11 protein-coding genes are annotated in these 12035 nt (G+C 66.1%); 6 read left to right on the top strand and 5 right to left on the bottom strand.

Translation table 11 applies throughout. The features are described 5' to 3' along the window. Positions 1 to 8: 8 nt before the first annotated feature. Positions 9 to 1382, bottom strand: coding sequence for an Nramp family divalent metal transporter (locus ACVI1L_RS36760; RefSeq protein WP_057020740.1), 1374 nt, complete (start codon positions 1380 to 1382; stop codon positions 9 to 11). A gap of 120 nt (positions 1383 to 1502) precedes the next feature. Here ACVI1L_RS36760 and ACVI1L_RS36765 point away from each other — a divergent pair, with 120 nt between their 5' ends. From ACVI1L_RS36765 to ACVI1L_RS36780, 4 genes are all read left to right on the top strand, one after another. Then, a complete protein-coding gene (locus tag ACVI1L_RS36765; RefSeq protein ID WP_253590074.1) occupies positions 1503 to 2633 on the top strand; it encodes a PspA/IM30 family protein in 1131 nt (376 codons plus the stop codon). Continuing rightward, positions 2630 to 3292 (top strand): OB-fold-containig protein, encoded by a 663-nt coding sequence (locus ACVI1L_RS36770; RefSeq protein ID WP_092078044.1) that lies wholly within the window; start codon positions 2630 to 2632, stop codon positions 3290 to 3292. Before ACVI1L_RS36765 ends, ACVI1L_RS36770 begins: the two co-directional genes overlap by 4 nt. Before the next feature lie 3 nt (positions 3293 to 3295). Further along, positions 3296 to 5050: a flotillin family protein gene (locus tag ACVI1L_RS36775; RefSeq protein WP_168855951.1), complete on the top strand. Its 1755-nt coding sequence runs from the start codon at positions 3296 to 3298 to the stop codon at positions 5048 to 5050. A 143-nt stretch (positions 5051 to 5193) separates the two neighbouring features. Continuing rightward, complete coding sequence (locus tag ACVI1L_RS36780) at positions 5194 to 6435, top strand: MFS transporter (RefSeq protein WP_456785085.1); 1242 nt, start codon at positions 5194 to 5196, stop codon at positions 6433 to 6435. Between the two features lie 136 nt (positions 6436 to 6571). Here the strand turns inward: ACVI1L_RS36780 and ACVI1L_RS36785 are convergent, their stop codons facing one another. After that, entirely contained in the window at positions 6572 to 7828 is a 1257-nt protein-coding gene (locus ACVI1L_RS36785; protein ID WP_050384941.1) for an adenylate/guanylate cyclase domain-containing protein, read from the bottom strand. Positions 7829 to 8002: 174 nt separating this feature from the next. Here ACVI1L_RS36785 and ACVI1L_RS36790 point away from each other — a divergent pair, with 174 nt between their 5' ends. Continuing rightward, positions 8003 to 8194, top strand: coding sequence for a hypothetical protein (locus ACVI1L_RS36790; protein ID WP_168855952.1), 192 nt, complete (start codon positions 8003 to 8005; stop codon positions 8192 to 8194). On the opposite strand, the gene ACVI1L_RS36795 is transcribed toward ACVI1L_RS36790, so the two are convergent. Beyond that, positions 8195 to 9073, bottom strand: a complete 879-nt coding sequence (locus tag ACVI1L_RS36795; RefSeq protein ID WP_456785086.1) for a DMT family transporter — start codon at positions 9071 to 9073, stop codon at positions 8195 to 8197. A gap of 79 nt (positions 9074 to 9152) precedes the next feature. On the opposite strand from ACVI1L_RS36795, the gene ACVI1L_RS36800 reads away from it, so the two are divergent. Continuing rightward, positions 9153 to 9971, top strand: a complete 819-nt coding sequence (locus ACVI1L_RS36800) for a helix-turn-helix domain-containing protein (protein WP_456785087.1) — start codon at positions 9153 to 9155, stop codon at positions 9969 to 9971. Here ACVI1L_RS36800 and ACVI1L_RS36805 read toward each other — a convergent pair. Both ACVI1L_RS36805 and ACVI1L_RS36810 read right to left on the bottom strand, forming a co-directional pair. Beyond that, positions 9962 to 10789, bottom strand: coding sequence for an N-acyl homoserine lactonase family protein (locus ACVI1L_RS36805; RefSeq protein WP_456785088.1), 828 nt, complete (start codon positions 10787 to 10789; stop codon positions 9962 to 9964). The two genes, ACVI1L_RS36800 and ACVI1L_RS36805, sit on opposite strands and share 10 nt — an antisense overlap. A gap of 132 nt (positions 10790 to 10921) precedes the next feature. After that, positions 10922 to 11872 carry a cation diffusion facilitator family transporter gene (locus ACVI1L_RS36810; RefSeq protein ID WP_456785089.1) on the bottom strand — a complete coding sequence of 317 codons (951 nt, stop codon included), beginning with the start codon at positions 11870 to 11872 and terminating at the stop codon, positions 10922 to 10924. Between the last annotated feature and the right edge of the window lie 163 nt (positions 11873 to 12035).

Raw genomic sequence — 12035 nt, forward strand, 5'->3', positions numbered from 1 at the left:
GCCGAAGACTAGCTGCCGAAGAACGTATCGATCAGCAGCTTCACGTTCAGGACCACGATCAACCCGGCGACGATCCACGCCGCCACCGCGACGGGGCGTGAGATCGCGAACGCGCCCATCTTGCGTTTGTCGGACACGAACCGCACCAGCGGGATCACCGCGAACGGCAGCTGCATCGACAGCACGACCTGGCTGAACACCAGCAGCTGCGCCGTGCCGCTCTCGCCATAGAGCGCGGCGACCACGATGACAGGGACGATCGCGATGCCGCGGGTCACCAGCCGCTGCAGCCAGTCGGGCAGCTTGAGGTCGAGGAAGCCCTGCATCACGATCTGGCCGGCCAGCGTCGCCGTCACCGTCGAGTTGAGGCCGGAGGCGAGCAGCGCCACGGCAAACAGCGTCGAGGCGATGCCGAGGCCGAGCAGCGGCGACAGCAGTTCGAACGCCTGGTCGATCTCGGCGACATCGGAATGGCCGCTCTTGTGGAAGGTCGCGGCCGCCAGCACCAGGATCGCGGCATTGACGAACAGCGCCAGCATCAGCGCGATGGTGGAATCGGTGGTCGCCCATTTGATCGCGTCGCGCCGTCCCTCCTCGGTGCGCGGATAGGCACGGGTCTGCACGATCGAGGAGTGCAGATAGAGATTATGCGGCATCACGGTGGCGCCGATGATGCCGATCGCGATGTACAGCATCTCCGGATTGGTGACGATCTCGCGCGACGGGATGAAGCCGCCGAGCACGGCGGCCACCGGCGGCGCGGCGGCCGCGATCTGGACGACGAAGCAGACCGCGATGACGATCAAGAGCGCGATGACGAAGGCCTCGAGGAAGCGGAAGCCGCGATTCATCAGGAGCAGCAGCAGGAACGCATCCAGCGCCGCCAGCAGCGCGCCGCCGATCAGGGGAATGCCGAACAGCAGCTTGAGCGCGATCGCGGTGCCGATCACCTCGGCGAGGTCGCAGGCGATGATCGCGGCCTCGCAGGCGAGCCACAGCAGCAAATTCACCGGGCGCGAGTAGGTCGCGCGGCAGGCCTGCGCCAGGTCGCGGTCGGTGGCGATGCCAAGCCGCGCGGCGAGCGCCTGCAGCAGGATCGCCATCAGGTTGGAGAGCAGGATGACCGACAGCAACGTGTAGCCAAACTTCGATCCGCCCGCGAGGTCGGTGGCCCAGTTGCCGGGGTCCATATAGCCGACCGAAACCAGATAGCCCGGCCCGGCGAAGGCCAGCAGCCGCCGCCACCACAGGCCGCCTGACGGCACCGCGACGGTCGCGTTCACCTCAGGCAGGCTGCGCACATGTCCGGCATCGCCCCGCCAGCCACCTGGCACGGCATTGGGAACCGAAACGGAAGACAGTTCAGGGGTCCGAGCATCCATCCGACAAGGATGGCCGATCTCTCCCGTTATTGCAACTCATTTGCAACTGCATCTAGGCTCACGAAAATGATACCAACCCCCTCCTTGTAAAGCACTGAGGAAGTGCTTTACGTTAGATGCATGATCAAGCTGCCCGTCGAGACGCCCACCGCAACCCTGCGTTACGCCCTCGCCCCTGACCCTTCAGGCATCGAGGCGATCGAGGCGACCTTTGCGGCCTATGACCGGATGATGGCGATCCTCGCCGAGGTCGCCCCCGTCGGCGCCAACCTCGTCTCGCTGCACGCCCAGGCCTACGAGAAGATCCGCAAGGAGACCGGCCTCCCCGCACGGCTGGTGACGCTCGGCCTGCGCGACCGTGCCAATTACATCGCAGGCGCCGCCGTCCGCCGGATACCGCTCGACGACAAGTTGTTTGCGATCAAGGGCCCAACTTCACTGACCATTAGCACTGTCAGCGGACGCGTCTTGGTGCCGTTCGATGTGCCGGGATATGTCTCGGGCTGGGAAAGCCCCTTCCCGGCGCATTTGATCTCGGATGGACGCGGCTACGAAATCCACATCGCCGTCAAATCGAAATCAGCACAACCGGAGGAGAAGACCATGCTTCACGAAGGCATCCTTGCGCGCATGGGCCGGCTTCTTGCCGCCATCGCGAGCCAGACCATCGACAATGTCGAGAACAACAACAAGGTCGCGCTGGTCAAACAGGCGATCCGCGAGATCGACGCCGGCGCCGACGAAGCGCGCTACGCGCTCGGCAAGTCGCGCGCCGAAGAATTCCGCCTGAAGAAGCGGCGCGAAGAACTGGATACCGAAACGACCAATCTGAACGAGAAGATTCGTCTCGCACTTGCGGAAAATCGCGAGGATCTCGCGCGCGCCGGCGTCGCACGGCAAATTGATCTGGAGTCGCAGGTGATCGCGCTGGAGCGCGCGATGGATTTCATCGAGCTCGAAATCGACGAGCAGACCAAGGCGCTGCAGGCCATGCTCGGCGCGCGCCGCGAGGCGGAGACGCGCTTGGCCGATCTCGAACAAAGCCTGATCCGCGAGGCCCAGGACGAAACCAGCCGGGGCCCATCGACGACCAATACATTGAGTGCTGAGCGCGCCATGGCGGCGATCGCCCGGGTCACCGGCGTTCCCGCCTCCAGCGTGCTCGGCGACAAGGAGCTTGACGAACTCGATCGCCTGCATCGCGAAAAGGAAATCGCGGCGCGGCTTGAAAGGATCAAGTCAGAAAAATGAGTGCAGTTGGCGACATTCTGCTCGCCCCCGACGTGCGGCCCTTCGCGGTCGCGGCTGCGATCATGGTTGCACTTGGCGGTATCGAACTGCTCAGCACCATGGTCGGACTTTCGATCAGCGAATTGATCGGCAAGGATTTCGCGGTCGAGGCCGAGAGCCACAATGCTCTCAGTGGCCTGTTTCTCTGGATCAACGCCGGACGGCTTCCCCTCCTGATCCTGATCATCCTGATCCTCGGCATTTTCTCGATCGGAGGCTTCCTGCTTCAGGGACTGGCGCATGCCGCAGGCACCGCCATCCCGGTCTCGCTTGCCGCGGTGGTTGCTGCCGCAGGCAGCATCCCCGTGATCAGAAATACCAGCCGCGGCCTCGCCCGCATCATTCCGCGCGACGAGAGCTATGCGGTCAACGACAGCGACTTTGTCGGCAAGGTCGCAACCGTGTCGGTCGGCCCGCTCGATCAGGGCCTGCCCGGCCGGGTCCGTCTCAAGGATGTCTTCGGCAACTGGCACACCGTGTCGGCGCGTGCCAGCGCGGAGTCCGAGGCATTGCCGGTCGGCGCCAGCGTGCTGCTGGTCGATCGCGATGCCAAGGGCTTCATCGCGATTGCCGCTCCAGCCGACCTCGTCGAACAACAACGATCTTCTAACAGGGCATAACACATGTGGGAACTTGCTGTACCCGTCGTTATTGGCGTCATCGTCATCCTCGTTATCGGTCTCCTGTTCGCAAAGCTCTACAAGCGCTCGACGCGCGATGAGGCCTACGTCCGCACCGGCCTCGGCGGCCAGAAGGTGGTGCTCGACGGCGGCTCGCTCGTGCTGCCGATCTTCCACTCCACCGCCGCGGTGAACCTGAAAACGCTACGGCTCGAGGTCGCGCGCGGCGGCCCGGACTCGCTGATCACCAAGGACCGCATGCGCGTCGACATCGGCGCCGAGTTCTATCTGCGCGTCAAACCCGACGCGTCGTCGATCGCGCTCGCGGCGCAGACCCTCGGCAACCGCACCAATGACGCGGCCGAGCTGCGCGAGCTGGTCGAGGCCAAGTTCGTCGACGGCCTGCGCTCGGTCGCCGCGACCATGAACCTCGAGGAATTGCAGGAGCAGCGCGCCACCTTCGTCAAGGCGGTGCAGGACGCGGTCGGCGCCGACATCCAGAACAACGGTCTCGAGCTTGAATCGGTGTCGCTGACGAAGCTCGACCAGAGCGACATCAAGCACTTCAACCCGAGCAATTTCTTCGATGCGCATGGTCTCACCACGCTGACCAAGATCACCAAGGAGCGTGAGCAGGAGCGCAACCAGATCGTCCGCACCACCGAGGTCAACATCGCCCAGCAGGATCTGGTGGCGCGGCAGACCACGCTGACGATCGAAAGCACCAAGCGCGAGGCCGAGCTCGCCCAGCAGCGCGACATCGCCAACAAGACCGCCGCGATGCGCGCGCAGACGGCGCAGGTCGAACAGACCGCGCTGCAGAACGAGGCCGAATACCGCATCCAGCAGGAGCTCGCGGTCGCCAACAAGCAGACCGAGGCCAACCAGGCCCGCGACACCCGCAAGATCGAGGCCGATCTCGCGGTCAAGCGCCGCAACACCGAGATGGAGCGCGACCTTCAGATCGTGGCGCAGGAAAGCGCGATCGCGGTCGCGGCCAAGAGCAAGGAGCAGTCGGAAGCCCAGACCATCGCCGAGACCGCGCGTGCCGTCGCGATCGCCGCCGAGGAAAAGGTCACCACCGCCCGCGCCACCGAGATCGCCGAGCGCGACAAGATCATCAACGTGATCGCGGCGCGCAAGGCGGCCGAGACCGACGCGATGCCGATCACGGTGATGGCCGAGGCGGAACGCCAGGCCGCCGCCAACAAGGCGGAAGCCACCAACGTGCTCGCCAAGGCCGATGCGGCGGCTGCCACCACCCGCGCTGCCGGCGTCAAGGCGCTCGGCCAGGCCGAAGCCGAGGTCGCGACGATGAAGGCGGAGGCGCGCAACAGACTGAGCGCCGACATGATCGCCTACGATCTCAACCTCGCGCGGATCAACGTGATCCCGAGCGCGCTCGCCGAGGCGGTGAAGCCGATCGAGAAGATTTCCGACATCCGGATCTTCGACACCGGCAGCATGCTCGGTCGCGGCGGCGCCAACGGCCACGCCAACGGCAATGGCGGCCTCGGGCTCGGCGACGGGCTCGCCGCGCAGCTGCTGTCGGTCTCCGCATTCAAGCCGATGATCGACAAGATCCTCTCGGAGGCCGGCTTCCCCGCCGGCTCCGACGCACTCACCAGCCTGACCAGCGCGCTGGCGCAGCGCAAGGCCGAGGTCGCCGAAACACCGACGGTGGGCATCGAAAGCGCGCCAACCGCGCTGGTCGGCACCATTACGGGCCAACTGGCGCCTGCTCCCAAACCGCAGTGACAGCTTTCAGCCAAGTCTGACTCTGGAAGAGCCCGCCGATCCCCTTCGGCGGGCTTCTGCTTTTGGCGTTATCGGGAAACGGGTGGGATCGGGCCTCTTCCAACCACACACTACCGGGCAGTCGAATGATCAAGGATTCCGTCATGTCCGCCGATACGCCTCGCCTGCCGGCCACCTTCAACCGCCTGGCCTGGTCCAATCTCGCCGCGCAATCCGCCGAACAGATTGCGCTTGCGGCTGCGCCCATCGTCGCCGTGCTGCTGCTCGGCGTCGGCGAAGGCCAGACCGGCCTGTTGCAGACCGCACTGACGCTGCCCTTCATCCTGTTTGCGATTCCCGCCGGCCTGCTCGCCGACCGCGTGTCGCGGCGCTGGGTGATGGCGGGCTCCGAAGCGCTGCGCGCGGCCGCGCTTGCCGCGATCCTGCTGTTGCTGTGGCTCGGCGCGATGACGCTGCCGCTGCTCGCTTTGCTCGGCTTCATCGCGGTCTGCGGCACGGTCGCCTATAGCGTCGCTGCGCCGGCGCTGGTCCCCTCGCTGGTGACGTCACAGCAATTGCCGGCGGCGAACGCCCGCATCGAGCTCGCGCGTACCGTCGCGTTCGCCAGCGGCCCCGCGCTCGGCGGCGTGCTGGTCGGCTGGGTCGGGGCCGCGCCCGCATTCGGCTTCGCCGCGGCATTGTCGGCGATCGCGGTCGTGCTGCTCGCCGGCATCTACGAGCCAGCGCGCCAGCCTGCCCCGCGGCGCCATCCGTTGCAGGACATAAAGGAAGGCGCGGCCTTCGTGATGCACCACGCCTTGCTGCGGCCGGTGTTCATCACCCAGTTCATCTTCAACACCGCGTCGTTCCTGCTGCTCGCCGTGTTCGTGCCCTATGCGGTGCGCCATCTCGGGCTCAGCGCCACCGGCGTCGGCACCACGCTTGCGATGTACGGCGTCGGCATGGTGGTCGGTGCGCTGTTCGCGACCCGCGTGATGAAGCGGCTGGCGTTCGGCACCGTGATCGGGCTCGGCCCGGTCACCGGCTTCGTCGCCGCGGCCGTGATGGCGCTGACGACCTGGATTGCGACGCCGCTGCTCGCGGGCCTCAGCTTCTTCCTGCTCGGCGTCGGCCCAATCCTGTGGGTGATCTCGACCACCACGCTGCGGCAGTCGGTGACGCCGCCCTCGCTGCTCGGGCGCGTCTCGGCGATCAACATCATGAGCTACGGCGCGCGCCCGCTCGGCTCCGCGCTCGGCGCGGTCGTCGGCGGCCTCTACGGCGCCGAAGCCTGCCTCTATCTCGCGGCCGCGATCTTCGCCGCCCAGGCGCTGGTGATCCTGATGTCGCCCGCGGTGTCGCTGACGCGGCAGCCCGACATGGTCGGCGAACCCGCGCGGTGCTGAACGGACTCTCCACCCATCATTGCGAGCGAAGCGAAGCAATCCATGTCTCCACTTGCGGAGGGATGGATTGCTTCGTCGCTTCAGCGCAAAATTGCTCTGCAATTTTGTCGCGAGCTCCTCGCAATGACGGGAAGGTCTAGCTCGCCAGGTACCGCTCGTATTTGCCGCCGACGACCTCGTCGGCGGCAATCGCCGGATCCAGCGTGTATAGATCCTGTGCATGGCCGATGCCGCGCAGCACGAAACGGCCGGTGGAGACCAGATAGTTGCGGCCGGCGGCGTCGAGCCCGGTGCGGAAATCGGTCGAGGTCAATAGTTCGCGGTCGACCGAGGCGCACATCGATGCGATCCGGCTGACCTCGTTGACGGCGGGCCCGACCACCGTGAAATCCAGCCGGTCCTCGCTGCCGATATTGCCGTAGAACACCTGGCCGACATGGAGCCCGACATAGGCCGTGGTGGTCGGCCGGCCCTCGTTCTCGCGGCGATCGTTCAGCACGCGGATGTTATGCCGGAACCTGTGCTCGGCCCGCAGCGCCGCTCGCTTGGCGCCTGCCACGTTCTCTCCGGTGAACATCGCCAGCACGCCGTCGCCGATCAGCTTCAGCACCTCGCCGCCGGCGTCATGGATCGCGTCGATCGATGCCTGCGCATAGTCGTTGAGGAACGGAATGATCTCGTCCGGGCCGATCCGCTCGCTGATCGCGGTGGAGCCGCGCACGTCGGAGTACCACAGCACGGCCTTGATCTTCTCGGTGATGCCGCGCTGCATGCGTCCGCGCAGCACCTGCTCCGCGGTGTCACGGCCGAGATAGACCCGTCCGAGCGTGCGGGCGATCTCGACCTGCGCGGCCGACTTGATCGCGAGCCCGAGCACCGGCACCAGGTCGCGCAGCGCCGCCATGTGGTTCTCGTCGAACCCATCCGAATGGCGGGTGGTGTAGTAGGAGTAGAAGCAGTCCATCTCGCCGATCGTGCCGGCCTCGCCGAAGCGATGCACGAAGGCGGCGAAATGCTTGTGGCCCTTCTCGGCCAACTCGCCGATCATGGAGAAATCGTGCGAGGTGTCGGCGAGATCGATCACTATCTCGTCATGGCCGTTTTCGAGCATGTGATAGAAGGCCGACCGCCGCCAGGTCTGGCTGGCCTCGCCGGTGCTGGTCGAGCCATATTCGAAGATGTCGGCCTCGTTGCTCTCGCCGTCGTTCCAGCGGAAACCGCGTCCTTCGAAGATCGGATGCAGTGTATCGATGAAGACGATCGCCCGCGACAGCGGCATGCCGGCCGCCCGGCAGCGCTCGCAGAAACCGCGCAGCAGGTCGTTTTCCGGCAGGCCCGTCAGACCCTGACGGACCAGCCAATTCATGAGGCGCAAACGGGGCGTCAGTTCCATAAGCTGGATTATGCCGGGCAATTGGTGCGGGAGGAAGGGCTGGTCGTCGCGTGACAGATGCGAACGCCAATGCGGCATTGCAAGGCCGCCCGCCTCACCATTTCGCGCGGAACACGGCCGCCGAATGGCGCCGATTCCGCTTCCTTTTGTTCGGCCGCTCGCGCACAACAGCGCATGGACAACGACGCTGGCCTGCCAAACCCGATCCGACGCCTCATGCAATGGGCGATCACCCCGCCGCAATCCTATGGGGTCTATCTTGTCGGCCTCATCCTGGTGTTCGTGCTGTCGTTCTACGCCGGCACGCTGAAGCCGACGCACTCGCCTGCCCCGCCGGCGGCCGCGCCTGCCGCGCCGCGCGGCTGATCAGACCGATTTGATTTCCGACGTCGCGATCCAGATCCCTGCGAAGACCGCGATCAGGCCGACGACCAGATTAGCCGTGATCGGCTCGCCGACCAATTGCTTCGCAAGCAGCGCGGCGGCGATCGGATTGACCGTCATGGTGTTGGCGACGCGGGTCGGCGAGGCCCGCTCGAGCGCCAGCACCCACAGGATGAAAGCCAGCGCGCCGCCGGCTATGCCGAGATAGAGCCCCGCGATCCATTGCGACGTGCCGAACTCGCGCAGCGTCGCCAGGCTGCCGGTGAACGATCCCACCGCCACCAGCGCGGCCGCGCCGGCGCCCATGCCGACGGCAAGGAAGCCGAGCGCGCTGGAGCGGCGGATGAACGGCCGCGACAGCACGTTGTAGAAGGCCATGCAGAGCACTGCGGCGGCCATGATCAGTTCGCCGCGCCATGCGCCCACTGGCGCCGCCGCCAGCCCGGATGCCAGCGCCGCCGCCACGCCGAGCACCGCGATCGAGACCCCGATCGATTTGCGCATCGTCAGGGGCTCGATGCCGAGCATGGCGCCGACCACCATGGTGGAGAGCGGCAAGGTCGCCAGCGCCAGGCTGGCGCGCGCCGCCGTCGTGTAGGACATCGCGAGATTATAGAGCACGAAGAACACGCCGAAGAAGGCGACGCCGAGCGCCGCGACCGCCGGCAAGTCGTCACGCCGCGGCCACTTCGCCCCGAGCAGGACCGCGGCGGGCAGCACACAGAGAAAGCCGATCACCCAGCGCAGGATCGCCAGCGTGATCGGGTCGGCATTGCCCGCCAGGTAACGGGTGATCGCCGCGGCGGTGCCGCCGAGGCAGCTCGAGACCAGTGCAATCGCAACGCCGATCCACTCGCCCATCCCGATCCCCATGCGTTTTCGGTTCGCTTGTGGCATCTTGCCCAGCGAGATCATTCCGGCAACTACTTCACAGGTATTCATGTCGCAGCAGCGCGATTTTTCGGCCAGCCTGCGCTGGTGGCGGCAGCGCAAGGGGCACTCGCAACTCGAGCTCGCCGGGCGCGCGGATATCTCCCAGCGCCATCTCAGCTTTCTCGAGCTCGGCCGCGCCGCGCCGAGCCGCGACATGGTGATCCGGCTTGCCGCGGCGCTCGACGTGCCGTTGCGCCAGCAGAACGCGCTCTTGGTCGCGGCCGGCTTCGCGCCGGTCTGGCGGCAAACCGACCTCGCCGCGCCGGAGCTCGCCCAGATCCGCTACGCGCTCGATTTCATCCTGGCACAGCAGGAGCCCTTCCCGGCGGTCGTGGTCGACCGGCACTGGAATCTGCTGCTCGCCAATGCAGGCGCAAGCCAACTGGTGGAATTCCTGGTCGGGCCGCTGGCGCCAGGCACGGCGGTCAACCTCGCCGATGCGCTGGTCGCGCCCGGTGTGTTGCGCCCCTATCTCACCAACTGGACCGAGGTGGCCGGCTACTTCGTCCGCAGCGTCGAGGCCGATGCCGCCGCCGACGGCACCACCGCGACGGCGGAATTGCTCAAGCGCCTGCTGGCCTATGACGGTGTCGAGGCCGCGTTGGCCGCGCCGGCAAGTCCCGCATCCGGACCGGTGCTGCCGATGCTGTTCCGCAAGGGCGACGTCAGCCTGCAGCTGTTCACCACGATCGCGACGCTGGGGACGCCGCAGGACGTCACCCTGCAGGAGCTGCGCATCGAAAGCTTCTTTCCGATGGACGAGAAGACCGCGCAGATTCTTCGAAACTGGTCGAAAGCGAATACCGCCAAGGCGGCTCAGTCGTAGAACTCCGGCGACATTTTCAGCCTGTCGCGCTGCGCCTTGTCGTGGTTGATCCAGAGCTGCGCCTTCTCTTTCGTCAGCGTATCGGCGATCTTCTGCATCGACGCCAGCGTCTGCTCCTTGCTGGCGTTCATGCTCGGCGTGCGCCGATTGTCCCAATTATCCCTGAAGTGAACGGCATCGCCGGTCAGCATGATCGCACCGGTCTTCGGCAGCTTCACCAGCAGCGACTGGTGGCCGGGCGTATGGCCCGGCGTCGACAGGATGGTGATGCTGCCGTCGCCGAATACGTCGCGGTCGCCTTCCAGCTTGGTCACGGGATGCTCGGGCTTGAAGCGCGGCGCGTTGTTGGTGCCGGGCCATTCATATTCCGCCTTCTGCACATACAGCATCGCGGCCGGGAACAGCTCGACATTGCCGATGTGATCGGGATGGGTGTGCGACACGGCGATCGCCTTGATGTCCGACGGCTTGACGCCGAGCTGGTCGAGCTGCGCGGCGAGCGTCTTCGGCCGCCGCCAGGTGACCGCCTTGGGATCGGTCGGCGCAGGGCCGTTCGGCATCGCCGCCACCGCGTCGGGAATCCCGGTGTCCCACAGGAACCAGCCCTGGGCATGCTTGATCAGGTAGCAATTGTCGACGAAGTCCATCGACTTGCCTTCGTTGACGCCGGGCGACCAGCGTGAAATGTCACCTGCAACGCCTTCACCGCAGTTGAGGATGTAGAGCTTCTCGACGCCTGGTTTCGCTGGCTCGGCGTCCGCATGCGGCAGCGCGCCCACAGTCCAGAGCAGCATCGCAAGACCGATTGCCTTCTTCATGTCGCCCCCCGTTTGATCGCGCCGGTGATTTGAACGCGCCCGCTCGCAATGTGCCGTGTCGTCGCCGCCCGTGGAAGACGTGGACATGGATCGATCGATCAATTGAATGCGAGTGGATCGCGGCTGCGTCGGCTAGACCATTTCCGCCGGCGCCAGCCGGCAGGTCTCGCTGCTGATCTCGACCTGCAGCGTCGCGTGGTGGATGCTGAAGCGCTCCGAGAGCTCGGCGCAGACATGATGCAGGAAGACGTCGTCGTGTCCGCCGGGCCGCACCAGATGCGCGGTCAGCGCGGTCTCGCTCGTGCTCATCGCCCAGATGTGCAGGTCGTGCACCTCGGTGACGCCTTCGAGCGCTGCGAGATAATCCCTCACCTGCTTGAGGTCGATCCCCCTCGGCACCGCGTCGAGCGCGAGGTTGACGCTGTCGCGGGCGAGCTCCCAGCCGCTCAGCAGCACCATCACGGCGATCACCAGGCTGATCGCCGGATCCAGCCACTGCCAGCCGGTCGCCATGATCAAGAGCGCGGCGATCACGACGCCGAGCGAGACGCCGGCATCCGCCGCCATGTGCAGATAGGCGCCGCGGACATTGAGGTCGCTGTCGCGGCCGCGCATGAACAGCAGCGCGGTGCCGCCATTGATCAGGATGCCGAGCGCCGCGACCCAGACCACGGTCCAGCTTGCGACCTCGGCCGGCTCGCGCAAGCGGTTGATCGCCTCGACCGCGATGCCGCCGACCGCGATCAGGAGCAACCCGGCATTGAACAGCGCCGCCAGGATCGAGGCGCGACGGTAGCCATAGGTGTGAGTATCGGTCGGCCGCCTGCCGGCGAGCCATGCCCCGCCCCAGGCCAACAGCAGCGCGATGACGTCGGAGAGATTGTGAACCGCGTCGGAGACCAGCGCCAACGAGTTGGCGGAATAGCCGAAGATCAGCTCCGCGACGACGAAAGCGGTGTTCAGCGACGCGCCGACCGCAAAGGCCGTGCCGAAACTGTCGGGCGCGTGGCTGTGCCCGGCATGGGAATGCCCGGCATGTCCGTGAGAATGACCGCTGTGGTCGTGGTCGTGATTGTGCGCCATGGCAACCGTCGCCCGATGTCGTCGGCGACGGTTATAGCGCGGTGAAATGTGGATACTATCACACCGCGCACTGAGCCCCCGTAGCTCGGATGGAGCGCAGCGCAATCCGGGATCACTGGTGATCCGGCGCGAGCTCCCGGATTTCGCTTCGCTTCATCCGGGC

Source organism: Bradyrhizobium sp. USDA 4516, assembly GCF_054055915.1.

Bases quoted from the DNA above. Each gene is read 5' to 3' on its own strand.
- ACVI1L_RS36780 (WP_456785085.1), top strand. From the start codon at position 5,194: ATGTCCGCCGATACGCCTCGCCTGCCGGCCACCTTCAACCGCCTGGCC.
- ACVI1L_RS36785 (WP_050384941.1), bottom strand. From the start codon at position 7,828: ATGGAACTGACGCCCCGTTTGCGCCTCATGAATTGGCTGGTCCGTCAG.
- ACVI1L_RS36795 (WP_456785086.1), bottom strand. From the start codon at position 9,073: ATGGGCGAGTGGATCGGCGTTGCGATTGCACTGGTCTCGAGCTGCCTC.
- ACVI1L_RS36770 (WP_092078044.1), top strand. From the start codon at position 2,630: ATGAGTGCAGTTGGCGACATTCTGCTCGCCCCCGACGTGCGGCCCTTC.
- ACVI1L_RS36765 (WP_253590074.1), top strand. From the start codon at position 1,503: ATGATCAAGCTGCCCGTCGAGACGCCCACCGCAACCCTGCGTTACGCC.
- ACVI1L_RS36760 (WP_057020740.1), bottom strand. From the start codon at position 1,382: ATGGATGCTCGGACCCCTGAACTGTCTTCCGTTTCGGTTCCCAATGCC.
- ACVI1L_RS36790 (WP_168855952.1), top strand. From the start codon at position 8,003: ATGGACAACGACGCTGGCCTGCCAAACCCGATCCGACGCCTCATGCAA.
- ACVI1L_RS36810 (WP_456785089.1), bottom strand. From the start codon at position 11,872: ATGGCGCACAATCACGACCACGACCACAGCGGTCATTCTCACGGACAT.
- ACVI1L_RS36805 (WP_456785088.1), bottom strand. From the start codon at position 10,789: ATGAAGAAGGCAATCGGTCTTGCGATGCTGCTCTGGACTGTGGGCGCG.
- ACVI1L_RS36775 (WP_168855951.1), top strand. From the start codon at position 3,296: ATGTGGGAACTTGCTGTACCCGTCGTTATTGGCGTCATCGTCATCCTC.
- ACVI1L_RS36800 (WP_456785087.1), top strand. From the start codon at position 9,153: ATGTCGCAGCAGCGCGATTTTTCGGCCAGCCTGCGCTGGTGGCGGCAG.